This is a genomic window from Serratia sp. PL7, assembly GCF_945957435.1.
Genome location: NZ_CAMFLB010000001.1, coordinates 2,847,271 through 2,869,045 on the forward strand (window position 1 = coordinate 2,847,271; position 21,775 = coordinate 2,869,045).

A 21,775-nucleotide genomic window follows, 5' to 3' on the forward strand; every position below is an offset into this window, starting at 1 on the left:
GGCGCCCCTTGCGAGGCTGCCCTTGTGCTCAAGGATGAGCAACGCCCTTTTACTGCTTAAAAACGGTATTCCACCCCGCCCTGCACGGTGCGGCCGCGCCCGAGGGTATTGGCCAGCGTCTCGCCGTAGCTAACGACATAGGCGCGGTTAGTCAGGTTCTCCACCGAGCCGCGCAGCGTCAGGCTGTCGGTCAGCTTGTAGCTGGCGTACAGATCGAACAGGGTGTACTTCGGCCAGTCGGCCAGGTACGGGTAATTGGACGGCACCGAACTGTCCTGATAGCCCGGCGCAAAGCGCACGGTCACCCCGGCGTCCAGCTTGCGATCGAAGGCGCGGCCGCCCAGCGTCACCGAACCGCGATCGCCTGGCAGGTAGGCGGCGGAGCCGAACTGCGTCCCCCCGTCACACGTGACGAAGTCATTGGAAGCGGCATCCGGCTCAACATAGAAGTTGCCGCGGCGCGATCCGTCGCCGTAGCGCAGACGCCCTCCCAACCAGGCCTTGTTCGAGCAGAACTCGTTTTTGCCGATCATGTGGGTATAGGTCAGGTCGGCGTAGAACACCCCGGCGTCATAGTTGAGCTGGTACTCCAGCCCGCGGAAGCGGGTTTTCGACAGGTTGTTGACGTAAGCAGCATTGCCGATGCTCGGCTGCACCAGCCCCGGTTTATTGCGGTCTATCGCCAGGTTGATGTAGTTATCCACTTTGGTATCGAAGTAGGCCACCTTCGCCACCAACCGATCGCCCTCAAACCACAGATCCGGCTGCTGCACGTTGAACCCGACTTCCCAGGCGCGCGAGCGCTCGGGCTGCAGGAACGGGTTGGGGTATTGCGTGGATGAACTGTGCGCGCTGCCGTTGGTCAGCGTTTCGGTGATCGCCGGCGGCCGCCAGGATTTGCCGTAGGTGGTATACAGCTCAAGCCACTCCACGCCGGGGCGTACCGCCACCGCCAGCGTTGGCGACAGCTTGCCCTGATCGCGATCCACGTCCCAATCTTCGCGGGTGGTGGTTGAACAGCCGGTCAGACGCAACGCTTTGCAAGGATTGTCAATCGTGTAGCGTTGCCCATCCTTGGCCAAATCCGGATAGCTCAGGCCGGTCTGGCCGCGCAGGCGATAGCGGTCGTAACGCAGCCCGCCCTCCAACGTCAGCCAGCCGTCGTAGTCGTAGGTCAGGTTGGCGAACAGGCTGGCGACCGAACGGTTGCCGGCCGGCGTCACCCCTTCCATGCCTTGGCGGGAAGAGTCGCTGGTTGCCTTGTCGTAATAGAACTCCAGCCCGTAGTTGGCGCGGAAGTCATGCCCCGGCGCCAGGCTGAAGCGCGAGGTATTTTGCGCCTGCGCGCCGTAGGTACGCAGGCGGGTACGCGTCGCGTAGCCGTTGTCCAGCAGCGAGCTGGTGCTGTAGGTGTCGCTGTCATCCTGAGTATCGACGTAATACAGCTTGGCCTGAAAATCGAGCCAGTCGACGTCTTCCGGCGCCAGGCTGTAATCAAACGCTGCGTTGCGCGCCATCACGTCGCTGTAACCGGTGCGCTTCCAGCCCAGTTCATAGGGCGGGCGGGTGCCCAGGTTGGTCAACGTGCCGGCGATCGGCGACGCGGTCTGGGTCTGCAAATAGCTCAGCTGCAGGCGTTGGTTGGCGGGCAGATTCCAGCCCACCTTGGCCAGCCGCGAGTGCATACGGTAATTTGTGTCGGGGATTTTGTTGTTCTTGATGCTCTCGGCGTAGCGATCGTAATTGCCGGTGTCGTTATTGATGCGAATGTTACCGATATCGCCCTTGTTGCCGGGCCAATAATCGCCGAGGTGGCGTTCGCTGGCGGCCAGCAGGATATCGCCGGTTTCGTTGCCCAATGCCAGTACGCCGCTGCCGATGAAGTGGGTGCCGTTATCGCCGGTGCTGGCGTGCAGCTTGCCGCCCAGCTCTTTGCCCGGCGCCAGGAAATCGCTCGCGCTGACGGTATTGAAGGTGGCAATGCCGCCGAGCGTGCCGGCGCTGCCCATGCCGCCGGTGGTGCCCTTGTCGATAGTCACGCCGGACAGCAGTTCGGAATCGATGTACATGGTGCCATTACGCTGGCCATGGCCGCTCTTTTGAAAATTCTGCCGCATGCCGTCGATATTCATGTTCACCCGGCCATAGTCTTGTATGCCGCGGATGTTGACCGACAGCGCAGGATCTTGCTGGCTGACGCTGGAATAGGCTCCCGTAGTCTGCTCCAGAATATCGGCCGCGTGTCGCGCCGGGCGGTTGTCCATCTGTTCGCGGCTGATGACGCTGACCGAGCGCGGTTCGTCGTAAACCCAATCGTTGGCGTTGATGCCGCTGGCACCCAGCACCGTCAGGCTGTCCAACGCCAGCGCGCCACCGTCGCCGTTCGCCGTCGGCAGCCGGCTCAATACGATTTGCCCCTGCGGCTGCAGGCGGAAAGCCACCGGATTGCCGCCGATCAAGCGCCGCAGGCCCTGTTCAACGCTCATGCTGCCGTTCAGCGCCGCCGCCTGCATGCCGTCGAGTTTCACCTCGTCAAAAAACACCTGCATGCCGGCCTGCTCGGCGAAGCGCAACATGGCGCTCTGCAGCGGCTGCGCCGCAATGTTGAAATTCTTTTGCTGTGCGGCCTGCGCGCCGTTCGCCTCAGCCTGGACGGCGAGCGCCACAGCCGGCTGAGTCAACATCATCGCCGCCAGCGCGGCGCGTACCGCCGTGGCCAATCGGCCGGCCGGCGTGGTTCCCTTGTGAATAAGCATGCGTGTGTGTTCCACCCGAAAGAATGCCAAACTAAGTGATAATGGAAATCAATCTCGTTTAAACATAAGGACGTTCCGGGAGGCAAAAACCCGTAAAGATTTTTTACAGAAAGTGAAAATAACGGCGAAGCGGGCATCCCGGCCCGCCTTGGCCGCTCAGTAAAGCAGCGTGATGCCGGGGAGATTCAGCTGGCGGGCGGAGAGTTCCTGACGAATGGCGCCGACGCCGTCGTCGAGTTTATTGAGCGCGAACACACCGCTCACGGTGCGCGTTCTTAGCGCGGGATTGACCGCCACGATGCGGGTCCCGCGATAGCGGTTGAGCTGCGCGAGCGCCTGCGTCAGCGGTTGGCGGTCGATCACCAGCCAGCCGCGTCGCCAAGCGTCATCACCGGCCGTTTGCCGCGTCAGCTGCAGCTGCCCGTTGCGGTAATGCGCCGCCTGGCGTTGCGCGACCACCAGCGAGCGCTCGCCGCGCTCAAGCGTCACCCGCACGCTGTGCTGATGCACGCTGACGTCGACGCCCTGTTCAGTGCGCGCCACGCTGAACACGGTGCCCAGCGCCTGGGTGACGCCGTTTTTCGCTTCCACCCTGAACGGACGGCTTTCCGCCCCGCCCAACGGCGCGACGATAAAATAGGCGGCGCCGCTCAGCAGCCGCACCTTGCGCTCATCTGCGGAATACGCCAGCGCGATCGCGCTGCCGCTGTCCAGCGCCACCCGGCTGCCGTCCGGCAAAGCAACTTCGCGCACCTCACCGCGAACGGTTTGATAATCGGCCTGCAGGCCGATCCACAGATCCGGCCCGCGATAAACGCCGAACGAAACGGCGAGCGCCACCGCCGCTGCCACCGCCCAGCGGGGCCATCGATGGCGAGAGGGCGTTTTCAGCGCCGCCACCTGCGGTTGTAACGCCTGCCGCTGCTCAGGCGGCAGTTGCCCAAGCGTCGTCCACAGCAGGCGAGCCTGACGCAGCGCCGCCGGATGCTGCGGATCGGCGGCCAGCCAGGCGTCCAACGCTCGCCGCCGATCGGCCGGCAGCGCCCCTTCGGCCAGACTCACGGCCCAGGCGGCCGCCTGCTGTCGCGCCTGTGCGGTTAGCGGTTTCATAATGGCATAGACCTCTGTTTTTTCTGGTTATAGGTTAAGACGTCTGAGCGCGGATAAACCCGTAAAAAAATTGCCATTATTGTTCTTCCATCCGCGCCATCAGCCGCTCGAGCGCGCTGGCCAGGTGTTTTTCCACCGTACTGAGCGACACGCCCAGCTGCGCCGCCACCTGCGCCTGGGTCAGGCCATCGAGCCGGTTAAGGCGGAAAATTTGCTGCGTGCGCGGCGGCATGTCCGCTAGCGCCTGCTGCAACAGCTGCAGCAATTGGCTATCGATCGCCCGTTGTTCAAGCGCCGGTTCACCGGAGGGATACTGCGCCAGAATGTCGTCTTCAACCGCTTCGGTCTGCCGCCGCTGCTGCTGGCGCACATGGTCGAGCATCAGGTTTTTGGCGGTTTTGTACAGGTAGGCTTCGATATCGAGAATGTTACCCTGCGGATATTGCTCGGTAAGGCGGGTAAAACTTTCCTGCGCCAAATCCGCGGCCAGCTGAGGGTCGCGCAGTTTGGCGTTCAAATAGGCTTGCAGCGGCCGCATATGGCGCAGAAACAGCGCCTGCAACTCGGAATTGGACATCTCTTTTCCCAGAAGTGAAACACCCAATAGGGGCGATAAAAATCACATAAATGATTATCATTATCAATATTGTTCTGGGAAATATATGCTAACGCGGGGGGATAAACAGGAAACCGGCCTGGCGCCGGTTTCCGCTGTGCAGCAGGTCAGAGCTCTAGCGCCTCGTCTTCATAGCGGTGCTTGGCGTCGAGCGCTTCCTGCTCGGTTTCATGTTCACTGAGCAGTGTATTCGGCTCAATGTCGTCGGTGCGCACTTCAAAACGGCGCAGATGCAGGTTCGGGTCGCCCCGAAACACCTCAACGACGCGGGCGCTCCGTGGATAAGCAGGTTGATCATTTTCGCGCATGCCGTTCTCCCGTGTGTTTCACACAGTAGCAAGTATAGCAGCCGCCCTCATTCCGGCACGCGCGAGCCAAGATCGCGATCGCCGGGGGCGCCCGCCAACAGCTCGGTCAGTTCGTCGCAGGCGCAAATGCGGCCTTCACGCACGGTGAAGTGCGCCAGCACCCGCACGCGGCTGCGGGTACCGTCGCGCTTTTCCACCTCGACCAGATGGTGGGTCAGCACTGCCTCGCCCTGCTCCGCCGCCGCGATCACGCTCAGCGTCATGCGGCGGGTTTGCCGTTTCAGCAGCGCCATATGTTGCTCAAACTGCTCGAAGTTCAGCACCTTGCCATCCACCTGCTGGCGGTAGTCTGCGCTGAAACGGGCAGCGAGCTGCGTCGGCCGATGCTCCGGGCTGGCGACGACCTGCTGCAGCGTATCGAGCACCAGGTTCAGTGGGGTAACTTGAGTCATCACGTTTCTCCGAAATAGGGTGAACGGCGATCCTATCCCGGCCAGGCGATGGCATAATAACCACATCAAGACTTTCAATAACGTTAAACGGCCAACATGACGCAGATCCGCAGCCAACGCCTTCAGCATGAAAAAAAGCACCTGACGCCCTGGCACCGGCACGAAGGCGGCCAGATCTATCTCTTGACGCGTGGCATGCTGGCAATGGAACTCCCGGGCCGGCAATGGGCGATCACCGGCGGTACGCTGGGCTGGCTGCCGCCGGGATGCGCCCATCAGGCGCTGGCCTGCGGCGACGTAGCGGGCTGGAGTCTGTATCTGCCGGGGGAAAGCGTGCCGGAGATGCCGCCGCAGCCGCAGCTGTTCACGGCCTCTGCGCTGTTGCAGGCCCTGGTGGAGCGTATCGCGCAGTTCCCCGCCGGCCCACTGAGTGCGCCGCAACGGCGGCTGCTGCAGGTGCTGCTGGATGAAATGCACGCGGCAAGCCGCGCGCCGTTGCAATTGCCGCTGCCGCAGGACGCCCGGTTGCTGAACATCGCCCGGGCGCTGCTGAACGATCCCGCCAGCCTGCGCAGCCAGCGCGACTGGGCCGACTGGGCCGGGCTCAGCCCGCGCACCCTGAGCCGCCGCTTTGTGCAGGAAACCGGCATCAGCTTCGCGCTGTGGCGCCAGCAGGCGCGGGTATTGCGTTCACTGGAGGGATTATCACGCGGCGCAGCGGTCGCCGAAGTGGCCGACGCCTGTGGCTACGACAACGTCAGCGCCTACATCGCCGCCTTTCGCCGCCGCTTCGGCGTCACGCCCGGGGCGTACTTTGCGGCCGCTCGGCAAACGGAATAGGAAAACGGGCGCCCAGCGCCCGAAGAGAAGAAAGGGTTATTTCACCGTCTCACGCGGCAGCACCGCGAGGATTTGCTCCACCACCCGCTGCGGATCGGCGGCGCCGTCCATCACGTAATGCGCGGCGTCCTGATACAGCGCTTCACGCGCCGCCAGCACCTCGAGCATCTCTTCGGCGATCGGCCTGCCGGTGAGCGTCGGGCGCTGCGCATCTTCCGGGTACTCTTCCAACCGCTGCGCCAACACGCTGGCCGGCGCGCGCAGATAGATAACGGTGCCATGCTGGCGCATAAACTGACGGTTCTCTTCCGCCAGGATCGCGCCGCCACCGGTGGCAACTACAGTTGACGGTTTGGTCACGGTTTGCAACGCGATGGTTTCGCGGCGACGGAACCCCAGCCAGCCCTCGCGCTCGACCATTTCCGCCACGCTCATCTGTACCGCTTGCTGCATAAACAGATCGGTATCGACAAACTGATAGCCCAACGCCAGCGCCAATGCGCTGCCTACCGTGGTCTTGCCGGCTCCGCGAGCGCCTATCATGAACAGGGTTTGTGTCATTACGGGTTGTCCCTTATGCGGTGACTTGAGTGCATTGCATACCAAAATACCGAGCGGGTGCGATGGCGTGGTGGCTGCATCATACCCTGCCCGCTCTGTATTTCAATATTTACGATAGTGTAAATTCCATGGCACAGCGACTGCCGACGGCAAAGCCGTGCGCCAGATCCTCATCCAGGTGCCGCCGCAGGGCGACCGTGAGCCGCGCGTCGTCGAGCGGCCGGAATCCCAGCCGCCGGTAGTAGGGCGCATTCCACGGCACATCAATGAAGGTGGTGAGCGTCAGGCGAGTGGCGCCCTGCCGTTTGGCTTCTTCCACCACCGCGCCGATCAGGCGGCGGCCGACGCCCTGCCGTTGCCAGGCAGCGGCGACCGATAATTCGGCGACATGCCAGTCTTCCCCCTGAGCCAACACGGCGATAAAACCGGCGCACTCACCGTTGTCGCTTTCCGCCAGCCATTCACGGCGCTCGGCGATAAACGCGGCGTGCTGTTTCGGGGCCATCACCTCGCCTTCGGCGATAAAGCGCCATTCCGGCTGCTGGCGAAACAGCTGCGCCGCCGAACGTTCAACCGCCATCAGATGCGCGATATCTCGCTGCTGCGCCAAACGGATCTGCAGGCTCATGAGTTCTCCTTAACGTTGGGGCGGTTATTTAAACAAATTCCACCGCCCGTGGCTCAGAAATCGATACTGCCGCGCAGCACCACCTCACGCGGCTCTCCCACCGCCACGCGCAGATTGCCACCGCTGGACGGATAGTAGGTTTTATCGAACAGGTTCTTCACGTTCAGCTGCCATTTCACCCGATAGCCGTTGATCGGCATGGTGTAAGCGGCGAACGCATCGGCAACGGTGTAGTTATCCAGGTAGAAGCTGTTGGCGGCGTCGCCCGGGCGCCGGCCCACGTAGCGCGCGCCGGCGCCGATACGCACCTCATCTCCGCTGTACAGGCCCAGGCTGCCGAGGTTCTGGGTCAGGAACAGCGAGGCGGTATGGCGCGCCACGTTGGTCATCTCTTTGCCCTTGTTGTCCGGATCGTCCACCACGCGGGCGTCGGTATACGCATAGGAACCGATCAGGCTCAGCGAGTCGGTGAGATTACCGGCCACGTCCAGCTCCACGCCCTGCGAACGCACGCGCCCGGCGGTGCGCGTCACGGTTTCGCCCTCCACCAGCTCATTGACCATCACGTTGCGTTTGGTGATGTCGAACAGCGCCAGTGTGCCGGTAACGCCGTTCGGCAACGCCAGCTTGCCGCCGACTTCCCACGACTTGCCCTGCTCCGGCGGCAGCGAATCAATTTGGGTGGCGATGGAAGAGTTCGGCTTGAACGACTCGGTATAGCTGCTGTACAGCGACACGTAAGGCGTCAGCTTGTAGACCACCCCGGCGCGCGGCACCAGCTTGCCGTCCGAGCTGTCGGTGTTGGTCTGGAACGGCCGCCCCTTGCCGGCATAGACGTCGAAAGCATCGTAACGCAGCCCACCCATCACCAGCCATTTATCAGTCAATTGGATAGAATCCTGCATAAACCAACCGTAGCTGGTGAGGTTTTCCCGCTGGTCGCTGTCTTTGGCGCTGACCGCGGTCGACGGCGGCATCAGGCCGTATACCGGATGATAGATATTGAAATCGCTGTTCTTTTTACCGCGGATCATGTCGCCGCGGTAGGTACGGTTATCTTCAAAATCGAAGCCGAACAGCATCTGGTGGTTGATGCTGCCCCAGTCCACGTCGCCATTGAGCGTCAGCTGCACCGCGTTGGCGTGGTTGACGGCGTTGGCGGTCGAGTCGGCCTGGCGGCTCAACACGCCGGTCACCGGGTTCAGCGCCGTGGCGCGCGCCTGGTTGTCACTGTAGCTGTTGCGGCTGTAGGCGTAGGTCAGCGAGCTTTTCCAGCGCTCGTTGAGCGTTTGATCGATCTGCAGGGTAATGCTGTCCTGATCGCCGCGGGTAGCATTATAGGCTTCGTCGAAACGGCGATCGCGCGGCGTATTCACCGGTTTGCCGGTGCGCGAATCGATAATGGTGCCGCGATCGAACGGCACCAGATATTCCATATGCTCGTAGGCCAAGCGCACGGTGGTGTTCTCGCCATACCACATCAGCGAGGGCGCGATCACCGTCTGGCGGTTGCGGCCGAAGTTGCGCCAGTAGTCGGTTTCATCGTGATCGACGATCATGCGATAGGCGAATCCCGACGTGCCGAGCGGCCCGGTCACGTCGAGCTGGCCGCCGCCGCCGTTGAAGCTGCTGCCCCAGCCTTCCACGTGGGTATGTTGCTGCAGCTGGGGCTTTTTGGTGATCATATTGATCATCCCGCCCGGCTCGCCCATGCCATACAGCATCGAGGCCGGCCCCTTGAGCACCTCCACCCGCTCGGTGGTTGGCGTAAAGTTGCGAGCCTGCACCGAGCGCACGCCATCGCGCAGAATAGAGCCGTCGCGGTTGTCGCCAAAGCCGCGTTTCATGACCGCGTCCTGAGTGCCGCCCAGCGTGTTGGCCTGGGTAATGCCGCTGACGTTGTACAGCGCTTCGTCCAGGCTGCTGACCGCCTGATCGGTAATCACCTGCTGCGGCACCACGTCGATCGCCTGCGGCACATTCAACAGGTTGGTTTCGCTGCGGGTGCCGGTGACGCTGGTCAACGGCTGATAGCTCTGCACACCGTCGGCGTCTTTGCGGCCAATCACCGTCAGGCTTTCTTCTTTCGACGCGACTTTTTCCGCCGCCCACGTCGGCAATGTTGCGCAGGCCGCCAAAGGCAATGCGCACCACCAGCCGCGCTTGTTGTTATTCATTATCTAACTGACTCCAATAGGTCCCTGAAAAAGGTAACGGCAAAAACTGCTGATACAGCTGTTGGAAGGTCTGCTGCGGGTTGATGTCGGCGAACAGATCCGGGTAAAACGCTTTGGCGAATACCTCGACCAGCACGACGTGGTACGGGCTGAGGTAAAAGTTGTGCCAGACGCTCCAGGCACGGTGGTTTTTCACCGCCTGCAGGTTGGTCAGCATCGGCTGTTTGGCGATCAGCCGGCGGAAGCTGTCGGCGGCCTCCTGTGGGCTGACCTGCGGCCCGAGGCTCAGATCGGACAGCCGTTTGCCTTGCGGGCCGGCCATGCCGGTGGCGAGGTATACGTCGGGATTGGCGCTCAGAATGGTTTCCGGGTTCAGTTCGCCATACACCCCTTTGACGCTGGCGTTGGCGATGTTGTCGCCGCCGGCGAAGGTCAGCAGATCGCCAAGGTTGCCGTGTGCGGCGGTGGTGCAACAGGTATCGCGCCGCCCCAGATGCAGGTGCAGCATCACTTTGGGCTTCGCCCCCTGATAGCCCGCCAGGCGTTGCTGAATCACCGCCATATGCTGCTGATAAAACGCGATGAACTGCTCGGCGCGCTGCTGGCGATTGAGCACTTCGCCCAGCAGCCGCACACTCGGCACGGTGTTGTTCAGCAGATCGATACGCAGATCGACGTAGATCACCGCCACACCGGCCTTGTTCAGCGCGGAAACCAGCAGATCGTTGTCACCGTCTTCACGCGCGTAGCGCGCCAGGATCACCAGATCCGGCTTCAGCTGCAGCAGGCTTTCGATGTTGACCTGGCGGAAATTATTGCCGCTGATAATGGGGATCGCGGCGATCTGCGGGAACTTCTGCGTATAGCGTTGCCAGCTTTGCGCATCGAAACGCGCCAGATCCGCCGGCCAGCCGACGATGCGCTGCGCCGGGTTGCCCGGCTCCAGCAGCGCCAGCGTATACAGCATGCGGCTCTCCCCCACCACGATGCGCTGCGGATTGTCCGGCACCACAACCTGACGGCCGGTGATATCGGTCACCGTCTTCGCCTGGGCGGAGAACAGGCCGAACCACAGGGAAAGCAGCAGTAAAATGAGGGAATTGCGCATGATTGAGCCGAAACGGGGGAAATAGTGTGCGCATGATAATCACTCTCATTAACACTTGCAATCCCACGCCGCGATTGCCAAAAGAAATCCGGGAAACGGCGCCGGGCGCGCGGCAAACATGGCGAAACCGCTAAAATAACGGCTTTAAAAAGTTAAAAAAATGGCGGGGAAATCGGTTAAATAGAACGGGGAAACAGCAAAAAACCGGGAGACCTCCATGACTCAACGCATTATTCCGCTGTCGGAGTGCCCGCAGTTTGCCGATGTGTGCGCCGCCTGGGCCTTCGGCCAATGGGGCTCACAGCGCGGCGGTTCGCTGGAGCGCACCCAGTTGCGCTTCGCCCACTGCAGCCGGCCAAGCGACGATCACCTGACGCTGATGATGATCGACGGCGATCGTCCGGTGGGCATGGCCAGCCTGTGGCCCAGCGACGATCATCAGCGCCAGGATCTCACCCCATGGCTGGCCGGCGTCTTCGTGCATCCCGATCACCGCCGCAAGGGCATCGCCCACCGCCTTGAGATGGCCATCGTCGAGGCGGCGCGGCAACGCCATCACTCGGTTTTGCATCTCATCACCGACAAATCGGAAGCGCTGTACGCCGGCTGGGGTTGGCATCCCGTGGAACGCCGGCGGCAGCATGACGAAGAAGTGGTAGTAATGGCGAAAACGCTGTAGCTAACGCGGCGTACAAACATACACCAGCGCCGGCGGGAAGTTGCGCACCACCCGCAGGCGCTTCCAGTGAAAATAGCGGGACAGCAATTTTTCCGACAGGTGGCTGTATTGAAACAACACCAGCGTACCGTTGCGCGCCAGCAGCCGCTGCCGGGCCTGCTGAAGAATGCGCACGCTGATCCTGACCGGGATCGACAGCAGCGGCAGGCAGGAAAACACCACGTCGTAATCCGTGGCCATTTGGGTCGCCGAATGGGGCATCACCTGCAGCCGCCGATCGTCTATCCCCCGCAGCCGATGCACGAAATGCGGTTGAATTTCGAAAGCCTCCAGCGCCGCATCGGCGCGCATCCGCCCCAGGATGCGTTTGGTCAGTACGCCGTCCGCCGCGCCCAGCTCCGCGATCGACAGCGCACGGGTCCATTCAATCTGGTTCAGCATCGCCTGGCACAGCCACGGGGAAGAAGGCGCCAGCGTACCGACGGTGCGCGGTGAAGCCATAAATTGCTGCAGGTAAGCGAAGTGATTCATCAGTTGCAGCCGGGTCGCATTTAACATTGAGGCCTCCTTGGGTTAAGCCCCCAATGTGAGCCGAATTTCTTAAGTAATCATTAACATGATTCCGAAAGCGGCAGACACAGTTGTAATAAAATGCGACCTCAGCCACGACGGCACAAAGAAAAACGGTCGTAATAATGACCTGAAAATAAGCCGTTTATGCGCCGACTGTTCAGATAATTATTACGACCGTTTATTTTATTGGCCACGTTGCCGTGGCCAGAGAGTAACAATCAACCAACGCTTAGCGATAAATTTCCGCATTGCCGCGCCAGTTACTGGAGTCCCCGGGGGTGTCCAGGCCGATAATGCGGTAATGGCTGGCGCCGTCCGCCGCGGCTTTTTCTTTCAGGGCGGTGATGGCGTCATGCGGTGAGCCGCTAATGCCGGAAACCGACACGACGCCGATGCTTTGCAGATTGGCGGCCTGCTCGCTGTTGACCTGTTTCACCGACGACAGCGGCGCGGCGAAAGTGGAGAAGGAAGCGGCGGCGATCAATACGGCTGCGATGCTTGGGATAAGTTTCATGATTGACTCCAGGTGTTCTTGTTTATTAGCTCGTTGTCAGTGATGTTAATTATCCGCTAGCCAATGAAAACGGACGTCATGCAACGTAAAGAACATCAATCATTGTGAGGAGAATAAGGAGGATATGAGTGCGAGTGTGTATTTTCAGGCAGGAATGACTTTATTGAGTTCACCTTACCCCTATTTGATGAACAATTAAAGACAGGGCGAAAGAAAGAACGCACGCCGCCGCTATTTAAGATTTTTTACCCGCCGAGGCGCGCTGAGCTACGCTGATTTTGTGGCTTACCCTTTTAAGGAAGAACGCTTATGTCGCAAAACCTGCTGCGCGTGCGTGACGGTCAGGGCGCGTCGGTCTCATTCTCCGAACTGCTGTTCGATCTGATCTACGTTTTCGCCGTGACCCAACTTTCCCACTATCTGTTGCATCACCTGACGCTGACCGGCGCGCTGGAAACCCTGCTGCTGTGGTTCGCCGTCTGGCTGGCCTGGCAATACACCGCCTGGGTCACCAACTGGTTCAATCCCGATACCCGTCAGATCCGCCTGCTGCTGTTCGCGATCATGCTGCTAGGGCTGTTCGCCGCCGCCGCGCTGCCACAGGCGTTTGGCGAACGCGGTCTGATCTTCGCGCTGTTCTACGTCGCCATTCAGGTTGGCCGCTCCGTCACGGTGCTACGCCTGCTGGCGCCTGATCATCCGTTAAAACAAAACTTTCGCCGCATTCTCGGTTGGCTGTGCATCTCCGCCGTCTTCTGGATCGTCGGTGGGCTGGCAGAAGGTAATGCCCGCCTGGCGCTGTGGGCGAGCGCCGTCTTGTGCGAATACGTCTCGCCGATGTTCGGCTTCCGTTTACCGGTCCTGGGGCGCTCGGACAGCAGCAGCGAATGGACCATCGAAGGCCACCATCTGGCAGAACGTTGCCAGCTGTTCGTGATCGTGGCGCTGGGAGAAACCATTCTGATCACCGGCGCTACCCTGAGCGAGATGGAAAGCTGGAGTCTGCCGGTGCTCATCGCCTCGCTGGTGGCCTTTCTCGGCAGCCTGGCGATGTGGTGGGTTTACTTCGACACCAGCAGCAAAGCCGGCAGCCACGCCATCAGCCAGGCGGAAAACCCCGGCCAACTGGGCGCTTATTTCCATTATGTGCACGTCGCGCTGGTGGGGGCGATCATCGTCTGCGCCGTGGCCAACGAGCTGGTGATCGCCCATCCCGACGGCCGTATCCAACACGCCACGGCGGCGGTGTTGCTGCTCGGCCCGGCGATTTACCTGTTCGCCAACGCGCTGTACAAACGGCTGGTGTATCACCGTTTTCCGCTGTCGCACCTGGTTGGGCTGCTGGCGCTGGCGGTATTGGCCCCTATCGCCTATTTAACCGATCTGCTGATGGTCAATGGCCTGACGACGCTGATCATGGTGATGGTGGCGGTGTGGGAGAGCATCTCGCGCGGCAGAGCGCCGCAGCAGCATGCGGAAGCCTGACACAAGCGGGGGCGCTATCACCCCCGCTGTGAGATTGATGACAAACCTCATGCCATTGCCGGGTTTGCAAAGAGCAGCGGATAAAAAACAAGGAAAATCAATTTATTGATTTTCGGCTGATGGCCACAAAGGAGGAAAAACCACGTTTTTTCCTCCTTTGTCAACGGTCTGACGGGGGCGCTATCGCCCCCCTATCTCGGTCACTTCAAGGGTTGCGGCAAGGTGAGCACCCAAAGCTCACTCAGCGATTCCGGCTGCTCCAGAGGGCGCAATTCGATGCGGGCGTCGGTTTTGTCGCCGTCGAGGCTCAACCGCCCTCCTTTCTCCAGCTGATAGTCACCGATTTTCTTGCTCTTTGGCGACGCATCCACCAGCTTGGCCTGCAAGCCGAAATCGTTGTCATTGATCACCGCCAGCGTGCGATCGTCGATCAGCGCCAACCCTTCCGCTTTCTCCTGGCGCCAACCCAACTGACGCAGATCCGCCACTTCCCGTTTCTGCGCCAGCTTCACGCCGCGTTTAGCCAGATCTTTCGCATCATCGAACTCCAGCGCTTTACCCTGGCCGTCAAACGCGCTCAGATCGCTGGCCTGCGCGAGATCCACCAGATAGATCTTGTTGATCATCGTCTTTTCTTTACCGGTTCCCTGTTCAATCAACAGGATGCGCTGGTTGTCCAACGCCACGACATCGCCAATTTTGGCGTCTTTGGCTTTTTTATAGCTGTCGATATCGATGGGATAGCCGTACATCGCGGTTTTGCCACTGCGCGGATCGAAGCTCACCAGCCGGGTAAACTGCGCCTTGTTTTTGCTTTTACCGTCGACATCCAGCGTGCTCTGCACCGCCGCCAGAATGCGCCCATCCGGCATCCGGGTCAGCCCCTCAAAACCGCGGTTAGGCTGGCGCCACTTCAGGATGTTCGGTAACCCGCTCGCCACCGCCTGCTCGCCGGCCTGCGGCGTTGGGCCATATTTGGCGAGGATTTTACCTTTGCCGTCGACATGGATCAGAAACGGGCCGTACTCATCGCACAGCCAATAACCGCCGTTACCGTCACCGATGATGCCTTCGGTATCCAACCCGCGGCGATCGCCGGACAGCGGTTGCAGCGCGTCGTTCAACGCCACTTCGTTCGTGGAACCAATCAGCTCACTCGGCAGCGGCAGCCCGCTAATCGGCCCTTTTTCGTCATGCAAGGGCCGCGCATTCTCGGCCACGGCCTTGCCGCCGCCGATACGAATGTCCATCAACAGAGGCGTGAATTGCGGATTGGCGAAAATCTTGGCCTCTTGCTTGCCTACCGCCGGGGCATCGGCATTCGGGCCGCGATCGGTCAGCGTCGTCAGCACCAAATCGTCGCCCTGCTTCTTGTTGAACATCAACCCGGAGCCGATCCCCACCGGCAACCCCTGTGGGAAATGCTTGGCGAACGCCCCCTGATAGGCGACGCGTTCCCCACCGGGGAAGCCGACCACATAACGCGCCACCTCAATGTCGGCAGCGTGGGCCAATACAGGAAACAGTGAAGCCAACAGCAGGGAGAGCGATTTTATTTTCATATTTGTTACCCGAGGTTAAATGAAGCGTTGTCAGGCAGAAGACGATATTAATTTAGCATGACACTTAGATGACAATAGGCAATTCGTCAAATGCACATCAGGCAATAAGGTTGGCTGGCAAATAGAAATTAGCAATTAACCTGAGCGTATTGAATGGAGAAAACCGCTGGAAAAAACCGCCCGGAAATAACCCGTCATTTTGCTTAGGGTAAATTCTGATAACAAAGATAAAAAAATCGGCAAACGCGCGTCAACACAGCGAAAAACGGTGTTTTTCTCATAGACAAAATAAAATACCAGGGATTTAATACCGCCGTTATTCAAGGTGCATTAAGAAAATTCTATAGAATATCTGCATGAACTGAAAAAGCTGTTCTATAGTTTTTAGTGCTAACGCCCGTTAGTCAATTCCGCAGGATGGAATCTATGTCAAAGCGACTTTTTGCTGAATTTTTTGGCACATTTTGGTTGGTGTTTGGTGGTTGTGGTAGCGCAGTATTAGCAGCGGCATTCCCACAACTGGGTATTGGTTTCCTCGGCGTCGCGCTCGCTTTCGGTCTGACCGTGGTGACGATGGCCTATGCCGTCGGCCATATTTCCGGCGGGCACTTTAACCCGGCGATCACCGTCGGCTTATTCGCCGGCGGCCGTTTCGCGGCGAAAGACGTGATCCCTTACGTGATCGCACAGGTGATCGGCGGTATCGCCGCAGCGGCGGTGCTGTATCTGATCGCCAGCGGCAAAGCCGGTTTCGACGCCACCGCGGGCGGTTTCGCCTCCAACGGTTACGGCGAACACTCACCGGGCGGTTATTCTCTGCAATCAGCCATCGTGATTGAGCTGGTGCTGACGGCCTTCTTCCTGATCGTTATTCATGGCGTAACCGACAAGCGCGCGCCGGCAGGCTTTGCCCCGCTGGCGATCGGCCTGACGCTGACGCTGATCCACCTGATCAGCATCCCGGTGACCAACACCTCCGTTAACCCGGCGCGCAGCACCGGCGTAGCGATCTTCCAGGGCACCTGGGCGCTGCAGCAGCTGTGGGTGTTCTGGCTGGTGCCGCTGGTCGGCGGCATTATCGGCGGCCTGATCTACCGCTGCCTGCTGGAAGACAAAAAATAAGCGTATCGCAGTCGATCGCGTTTCACGGGGCAGCCTTCATCGGCTGCCCCGTTGCTTTCAGCCCTTCGTCACTTCAAACATCATGATATCGCTGGTAAAGGAGCCATCCAGCTGAATCGCGAAATGCTCCGCCACCTCTTGCGACACGCTTTGCTGCAGCGCGCGGATCGCGGTGACGAAATGCGCCGGGGTGCGCATGCGCGCCACCCAGCTGTCGAACTCCAGCATCAATCGATCCGACGTCACCTCACGCACCACCAGCCCGGCTTCGGTCAATAACGCCAGCCACTCGCCTGGCGCATAGTTGCGCACATGCGAGGTATCACGCAGCACTTCCACGGTTTGCAGGTAGATATCCAGCAGCGGATGCCCCGGCGAGACCACGTCCATAAAGATCGCTCTGCCGCCCGGTTTGAGCACCCGCCTGACCTCACGCAGCGCCTGGCCGACATCGTGCCAGTGGTGCGCCGAATAGCGGCTGATGACCAGATCGAAGCTGGCGTCCTCAAACGGCAAAGACTCCGCCACGCCTTGCTGCAGCTGAATGTTACCCAGGCCTTTTTCCGCCGCCGCCTGCTTCACCACCGCCAGCATTTGTGCCGACAGATCGTAGGCCACCACCTGCGCCACCCTGGTCGCCGCGGTGAAGCTGGCATGCCCGGCGCCGCAGCCCAAATCGAGCAGACGCGCGTCGGCATGCGGCGCCAGTAACTGCGCGAGGCGTTGCAAATCCTTGCCCTGCGCATGTACCGCGCTGGTTAAGTAGGCGTTGGCCTGCTCGCCGAACTGCCGGTCTACCGCGTTTTTATGGCTGTTGCTGTTGCTCATGTTTGCTCCTGTTATTATCCGGCTTGCGCCTGTGCCTGAAGGCTTTTCGGCTACTATAATCAGGCTACTATACGGGTACAATATGAGCAGTTATCCTGGTATAAATAGGTACCACGCTATGTCATCAGAAGCCTTATCCGGGCCAAAAGCCCTCGGCGCATTTCTGCGCGCGCACCGCGAACGCATCACGCCGGAAATGATCGGCCTGCCTAGCTCTTCGCGCCGCCGCACCAGCGGCCTGCGCCGCGAAGAACTGGCGCAAATCAGCGGCATCAGCGCCACCTGGTATACCTGGATCGAACAGGGCCGCGAGGTGTCTATTTCCCCCTATACGCTGGCACGCATCGCCAAAGCGCTGCGGCTCGGCCCGGCCGAACGCCACTACCTGTTTACCCTGGCGCGCATCGCCGATCCCGAGCAGGAAGCGCACCGCGAAACCGCCAACGACGCGGTGCTGCAAAGCGTGCATCAGATGACGGTGCCCTGCTATCTACTGGACGTGACCTGGAACGTCGTCGCCTGGAACCCGCAGGCGGCGGCGCTGTTCCGCGGCTGGCTGGATGTGGCCAACAGCCCCAACCTGCTGCACTTCATGTTCTTCCACCCGTTGGCGAAAACGCTGGTCAGCGATTGGGAGGAGCGCGCTCGCCGCGTGGTGGCCGAGTTTCGCGCCGAGACCAGCCATCATCAAAATACCGAAGAGATGCGCGCCTTCGTGCACAACATGACGCACAACAGCGCGGACTTTAATCACTGGTGGAAGCAACATGACGTGATGGCGCGCGAAGGCGGCGAAAGAGCGTTCGAACATCCTCAGCAAGGCGCACTGCGCTATCGCCAACTCACCTTCCATCCGGCGGAGCACGCCGGTCTGAAGCTGGTGATGCTGATCCCGCTGCCGCAATTGGTAACAAATTCATAGGCAGGTTTACCCGCCATTTATTTATTGGTTCATGTAAACGCGCTAGGGTGATTGTTACCGATGATAGTCATCATCCAGCAACGTTATTTATCTCCCGAGGTACGCCTATGCAATCCGAAGAACAACGCCTTATCGATGGTCTGTTTGGCCGCCTGAAAGAAGCCGAGACCAAGACGGGCCCACGGGATCTCCAGGCAGAGCAGCAAATCAACCAGCATATTCGCGAGCAGCCTTCCGCCCCTTATTACATGGCGCAGGCGATGATCATTCAGGAAGCGGCGCTCAAGCAGATGGACCAGCGGGTCAAAGATCTGGAAGCCCAGGTCGCGCAGCTGCAGCAAACTGCCCACGGCCAGCAAAGCAGCGGCGGTTTCCTGGCCGGTCTGTTTGGCGGCGGCAGCCGCACGCCAAGCCCGCGCGAACAGTATCAGGCGCAGCAGCAAAATACGGCGGCCTGGAACAACGCGCAGCAACAGCCTCAGCAACCGGCCTATGCCCAACCGCAGCAGGCGGCGCCTTCACGTGCCGGCGGCTTCCTGGGCGGCGCCTTGCAAACGGCGGCGGGCGTCGCCGGCGGCGTGGTATTGGCCGACATGCTGACCGGCATGTTCCGCCATTCGCAGCCGCAGGAAATCGTGAATATTATCGAAGAAACCCCGGCGCCGCTGGACGACAGCACGATGCGCAATTTCGACGCCTCCAACAACCTTGATACCTTCAACAACGGCGACGGTGGCAGCTTCCTGAACCAGGACAACGGCTTCCAGAACGCCAACTATCAGGACGACACGGACTACGCCGACGACGATTACAGCGACGACGACGACTCCTTCCTGTAATGCCCTCTCCCCCTCTCACCCGCAGAGGGGGATTTCCCGTTTCGCCAATCTGGTCTACAGTGAACACTGTTCATTTATCCAGCGGAGAGAAACGATGACAAGCTTTAATCCTGCCACCCCTTTCTTCAGCGAACGCCTGCAGATGCGCCCACCGGTAATGGCGGACCTCGCACGTTTCTACGCCATCTTTGGCGATCCGCAAACGCAGCGTTTCAATCCCGCCGGCCCACTCACCAGCGAAGCGCAGGCCGCATCGGTGCTGCACGAGAGGATTGCCGGGTGGCAACAACACGGTTACGGTTCCTGGGCGATCGCTCTGCGCGAACGGCCGGATTGGATTATCGGCTTTGGCGGATTGTCCCGGAAAGCGCTCGGGGCGCAGCGCACCGTGAACCTTGGCTATCGCTTCGATACTCGCGTCTGGGGCATGGGATTGGCCACCGAGATGGCGCGGGCTTCGCTGCAATACGGTTTTGTCGGATTGGCGCTGGAGGAGATTTCCGCCATTGTACGTGCGGAGAATCAGGCCTCGTGGCGAGTATTGGAAAAGGTCGGTTTACGGCGGGTGGATACGCTGGATGACGTGCCCGGCGCAGCGCCGAGCCTGGTGTATACGCTAAAGCGCGGCGACTATCAGGGTTGATCGTCGCTGATTTTGGCCAACGCCATGCGGTAAGATTTGACCTTCTGACGCTTTTTCAACCAGGTGGTGGTAGACACGATGAACACCGCGCCCGACATCGCCAACACGCCGGTCGGGTGGCCGTAAAACACCATCAAGGCAAAGTACACGGCGGAAACGATCGCCACCCATTTCGCCGTATTGCCCATGTCGTTCTTCTCCTGGGTCAAACGGCGGATGTGCTCTTCTTCACTGATTCCCATACGCGCTCCTTGTTGGCTGAACGTTCCATTATATGGAGCTGGAGTGTTGATATTTCAAGCGGTTGGATGGTAAAGAAGCGTAAAGCTCAGGCCGGCGGTTCCTGCCGCCGGGGCAGATAACGCCCGGGCTGATCGGTGCCCGGCAGGCCGGTGCCGTCGTTGCGGCCAAACAGCCGGTAGCGATTGCCGGCGACCGCATCATAGACCTTGTCCGCCAGTCGCGGCGGCAGGTAACGCGCCAGCGCCAGTACGCGGTACGGCCACCCCACTTGACGCAGCGCCTGAAACAACGCCGCCGAACGTAGCCAACAGCGCCCCTGCTCAACATAGACCACGGAATCGAAACGATCGGTAGGCAATCCCAGCGCCTGCAGGATCGCCTGCCCTTCGGCGGATTGCACCGTCGCCAACAGAATGCGCCGCTGCCGATCGGCGCGAATAAGATACCTCACCAGCCCGTGACACAGATTACATTCGCCGTCGAACAACAGCGCGCGATCGCCGGGCTGGAGATAAGGCAGATGTGATAAAGGGGTCATCCCGCCTCCCGAAAAACGCTCGCCTTAGCCTAACGCGCCTAGCGCGCCCAGGCCAGAGCGGGATGACAGGGCGTGTTAAGGCGCGGGCGGTGCGTCAGGCACCGCCACCACCGCGACGCGAACTTCGTAATGTTTGGCGCTGCCCGCCGGGATCACCGCCGTCAGTTTGTGGATGGTTTCCACCGGATTGTCGCTGGCCGAGGTGGCGCAGAACAGCTCGCCGCCGTGGCAGAACCCCGGCTTGGGCGGGTGCCCGCCCGGGAAAGGCGGCATGCGCATCGGTTCATCCGCCACAGGCGGCAACGCTTTAGCCGCAGGCGCCTCGGGGGCAGACATCGCGCTCGCGCTGAACAACAGCGCCATGCCCATGCAGGGCAGCGCCAGGATCTTGATTGCTTGTTTCATTGAATTAGCCTCATTTGCCGGGTTCGGGATTACGCTACCCCGCCCCCGGCCCATGAGAAAGCCGCTTTTCGCTACCTTTTCGCCCCGCTGCGCTTTGCTTACATCCCGCGTCTAACGTGATGAAAGGCGAAAGGTTGGGTAAAGGGCCGTCGCGTTACTTGCCGTTCGTCAGCGTGTTGTAGCTGGTCATCAGATTGCGGTAGTCCGGGATATGGTTGGAGAACAGCGCGCCCAGCCCTTCGATGTCATTGCGCCAGTCGCGGTGCAGCTCGCAGGCGACGCCGAACCAGGTCATCAACTGCGCGCCGGCGGCCTCCATGCGGCTCCAGGCCGACTGACGCGTCAACTCATTGAAGGTGCCGGAGGCGTCGGTCACCACAAAGACCTCGAAACCTTCATTGAGCGCCGACAGCGCCGGGAATGCCACGCACACTTCGGTTACTACGCCGGCGATGATCAGTTGCTTGCGGCCGGTGGCTTTTACCGCCTTGACGAAGTCGTCGTTGTCCCAGGCGTTGATCTGGCCAGGGCGAGGAATGAAGGGAGCATCGGGGAATTGGGCTTTCAGTTCCGGCACCAGCGGGCCGTTGGGACCGTTTTCGAAACTGGTGGTAAGAATGGTCGGCAGGTTGAAGTATTTCGCTAAATCACCCAGCGCCAGAACGTTGTTTTTAAACCGATCGGGATCGATATCACGCACCAGCGAAAGCAGCCCTGCCTGATGATCCACCAGCAATACGGCGGCCTGGTCTTTGTCGAGGCGCTTGTAGTTTGCAGTCATGGTTTTACTCCTGTGGGGTTGAAGTTGCGGATGAAACGCCCCGCCTGGCGGCGGGGCGTTGAGGTTTAAGTGTAGCGCCTGAGCC

At 60.4% G+C, this 21,775-nt stretch carries 24 protein-coding genes; 7 read left to right on the forward strand and 17 right to left on the reverse strand.

Translation table 11 applies throughout. The annotated features are described in order from the left end of the window. Window positions 1-56: 56 nt before the first annotated feature. The 5 genes from N6G83_RS13850 to N6G83_RS13870 form a co-directional block, all read right to left on the reverse strand. The gene (locus N6G83_RS13850; protein WP_025301725.1) at window positions 57-2,756 is read right to left on the reverse strand and encodes a TonB-dependent receptor; all 2,700 of its coding nucleotides are present in this window, start codon (window positions 2,754-2,756) and stop codon (window positions 57-59) included. 156 nt (window positions 2,757-2,912) lie between these two features. Further along, window positions 2,913-3,866, reverse strand: a complete 954-nt coding sequence (locus N6G83_RS13855; RefSeq protein ID WP_260515513.1) for a FecR family protein — start codon at window positions 3,864-3,866, stop codon at window positions 2,913-2,915. 76 nt (window positions 3,867-3,942) lie between these two features. Beyond that, entirely contained in the window at window positions 3,943-4,443 is a 501-nt protein-coding gene (locus N6G83_RS13860; protein ID WP_049206220.1) for an RNA polymerase sigma factor, read from the reverse strand. A gap of 146 nt (window positions 4,444-4,589) precedes the next feature. Further along, window positions 4,590-4,790 (reverse strand): YaiA family protein, encoded by a 201-nt coding sequence (locus tag N6G83_RS13865; RefSeq protein WP_004940491.1) that lies wholly within the window; start codon window positions 4,788-4,790, stop codon window positions 4,590-4,592. 47 nt (window positions 4,791-4,837) lie between these two features. After that, complete coding sequence (locus N6G83_RS13870) at window positions 4,838-5,242, reverse strand: nuclear transport factor 2 family protein (protein WP_043135601.1); 405 nt, start codon at window positions 5,240-5,242, stop codon at window positions 4,838-4,840. A 96-nt stretch (window positions 5,243-5,338) separates the two neighbouring features. Here N6G83_RS13870 and N6G83_RS13875 point away from each other — a divergent pair, with 96 nt between their 5' ends. After that, complete coding sequence (locus N6G83_RS13875) at window positions 5,339-6,082, forward strand: helix-turn-helix domain-containing protein (RefSeq protein ID WP_049209288.1); 744 nt, start codon at window positions 5,339-5,341, stop codon at window positions 6,080-6,082. A 36-nt stretch (window positions 6,083-6,118) separates the two neighbouring features. Here the strand turns inward: N6G83_RS13875 and aroL are convergent, their stop codons facing one another. The 4 genes from aroL to N6G83_RS13895 all read right to left on the reverse strand — a co-directional run bounded on the left by aroL (window position 6,119) and on the right by N6G83_RS13895 (window position 10,556). Further along, entirely contained in the window at window positions 6,119-6,643 is a 525-nt protein-coding gene (gene aroL / locus N6G83_RS13880) for a shikimate kinase AroL (RefSeq protein WP_025301720.1), read from the reverse strand. Window positions 6,644-6,752: 109 nt separating this feature from the next. Further along, window positions 6,753-7,271 carry a GNAT family N-acetyltransferase gene (locus tag N6G83_RS13885; RefSeq protein ID WP_049206222.1) on the reverse strand — a complete coding sequence of 173 codons (519 nt, stop codon included), beginning with the start codon at window positions 7,269-7,271 and terminating at the stop codon, window positions 6,753-6,755. A gap of 53 nt (window positions 7,272-7,324) precedes the next feature. After that, the gene (locus tag N6G83_RS13890) at window positions 7,325-9,448 is read right to left on the reverse strand and encodes a TonB-dependent siderophore receptor (RefSeq protein ID WP_260515514.1); all 2,124 of its coding nucleotides are present in this window, start codon (window positions 9,446-9,448) and stop codon (window positions 7,325-7,327) included. Then, window positions 9,441-10,556: an ABC transporter substrate-binding protein gene (locus tag N6G83_RS13895; protein WP_260515515.1), complete on the reverse strand. Its 1,116-nt coding sequence runs from the start codon at window positions 10,554-10,556 to the stop codon at window positions 9,441-9,443. Before N6G83_RS13895 ends, N6G83_RS13890 begins: the two co-directional genes overlap by 8 nt. 217 nt (window positions 10,557-10,773) lie before the next feature. On the opposite strand from N6G83_RS13895, the gene N6G83_RS13900 reads away from it, so the two are divergent. Continuing rightward, window positions 10,774-11,235, forward strand: coding sequence for a GNAT family N-acetyltransferase (locus N6G83_RS13900; protein ID WP_025301716.1), 462 nt, complete (start codon window positions 10,774-10,776; stop codon window positions 11,233-11,235). On the opposite strand, the gene N6G83_RS13905 is transcribed toward N6G83_RS13900, so the two are convergent. Then, entirely contained in the window at window positions 11,236-11,793 is a 558-nt protein-coding gene (locus tag N6G83_RS13905) for a class I SAM-dependent methyltransferase (protein WP_025301715.1), read from the reverse strand. It lies immediately after the preceding gene. A gap of 244 nt (window positions 11,794-12,037) precedes the next feature. Continuing rightward, window positions 12,038-12,322, reverse strand: coding sequence for a YdgH/BhsA/McbA-like domain containing protein (locus tag N6G83_RS13910; protein WP_004940519.1), 285 nt, complete (start codon window positions 12,320-12,322; stop codon window positions 12,038-12,040). Window positions 12,323-12,631: 309 nt separating this feature from the next. Between N6G83_RS13910 and N6G83_RS13915 the strand changes: the two genes are divergently transcribed. After that, entirely contained in the window at window positions 12,632-13,807 is a 1,176-nt protein-coding gene (locus N6G83_RS13915) for a low temperature requirement protein A (RefSeq protein ID WP_142590772.1), read from the forward strand. Window positions 13,808-14,007: 200 nt separating this feature from the next. On the opposite strand, the gene N6G83_RS13920 is transcribed toward N6G83_RS13915, so the two are convergent. Beyond that, complete coding sequence (locus N6G83_RS13920) at window positions 14,008-15,369, reverse strand: esterase-like activity of phytase family protein (RefSeq protein ID WP_089195575.1); 1,362 nt, start codon at window positions 15,367-15,369, stop codon at window positions 14,008-14,010. Between the two features lie 426 nt (window positions 15,370-15,795). Here N6G83_RS13920 and aqpZ point away from each other — a divergent pair, with 426 nt between their 5' ends. Further along, window positions 15,796-16,491, forward strand: a complete 696-nt coding sequence (gene aqpZ, locus N6G83_RS13925) for an aquaporin Z (RefSeq protein WP_025301712.1) — start codon at window positions 15,796-15,798, stop codon at window positions 16,489-16,491. A gap of 57 nt (window positions 16,492-16,548) precedes the next feature. On the opposite strand, the gene N6G83_RS13930 is transcribed toward aqpZ, so the two are convergent. Next, window positions 16,549-17,319, reverse strand: a complete 771-nt coding sequence (locus N6G83_RS13930; RefSeq protein ID WP_089180586.1) for a class I SAM-dependent methyltransferase — start codon at window positions 17,317-17,319, stop codon at window positions 16,549-16,551. 118 nt (window positions 17,320-17,437) lie between these two features. Here N6G83_RS13930 and N6G83_RS13935 point away from each other — a divergent pair, with 118 nt between their 5' ends. The 3 genes from N6G83_RS13935 (at window position 17,438) to N6G83_RS13945 (ending at window position 19,723) form a co-directional block, all read left to right on the forward strand. After that, window positions 17,438-18,241: a helix-turn-helix transcriptional regulator gene (locus N6G83_RS13935; protein ID WP_260515516.1), complete on the forward strand. Its 804-nt coding sequence runs from the start codon at window positions 17,438-17,440 to the stop codon at window positions 18,239-18,241. Window positions 18,242-18,348: 107 nt separating this feature from the next. Further along, window positions 18,349-19,080: a DUF2076 domain-containing protein gene (locus N6G83_RS13940; protein WP_127146273.1), complete on the forward strand. Its 732-nt coding sequence runs from the start codon at window positions 18,349-18,351 to the stop codon at window positions 19,078-19,080. A 94-nt stretch (window positions 19,081-19,174) separates the two neighbouring features. Continuing rightward, entirely contained in the window at window positions 19,175-19,723 is a 549-nt protein-coding gene (locus N6G83_RS13945) for a GNAT family N-acetyltransferase (protein WP_148123164.1), read from the forward strand. Here N6G83_RS13945 and N6G83_RS13950 read toward each other — a convergent pair. The 4 genes from N6G83_RS13950 to ycaC form a co-directional block, all read right to left on the reverse strand. After that, entirely contained in the window at window positions 19,714-19,965 is a 252-nt protein-coding gene (locus tag N6G83_RS13950; RefSeq protein WP_025301707.1) for a hypothetical protein, read from the reverse strand. The genes N6G83_RS13945 and N6G83_RS13950 overlap by 10 nt on opposite strands. An 86-nt stretch (window positions 19,966-20,051) precedes the next feature. Beyond that, the gene (locus tag N6G83_RS13955) at window positions 20,052-20,504 is read right to left on the reverse strand and encodes a thiol-disulfide oxidoreductase DCC family protein (RefSeq protein WP_025301706.1); all 453 of its coding nucleotides are present in this window, start codon (window positions 20,502-20,504) and stop codon (window positions 20,052-20,054) included. Between the two features lie 75 nt (window positions 20,505-20,579). Next, window positions 20,580-20,909, reverse strand: coding sequence for a hypothetical protein (locus N6G83_RS13960; protein WP_260515519.1), 330 nt, complete (start codon window positions 20,907-20,909; stop codon window positions 20,580-20,582). A gap of 154 nt (window positions 20,910-21,063) precedes the next feature. Then, window positions 21,064-21,690: an isochorismate family cysteine hydrolase YcaC gene (gene ycaC / locus N6G83_RS13965; protein ID WP_025301704.1), complete on the reverse strand. Its 627-nt coding sequence runs from the start codon at window positions 21,688-21,690 to the stop codon at window positions 21,064-21,066. Between the last annotated feature and the right edge of the window lie 85 nt (window positions 21,691-21,775).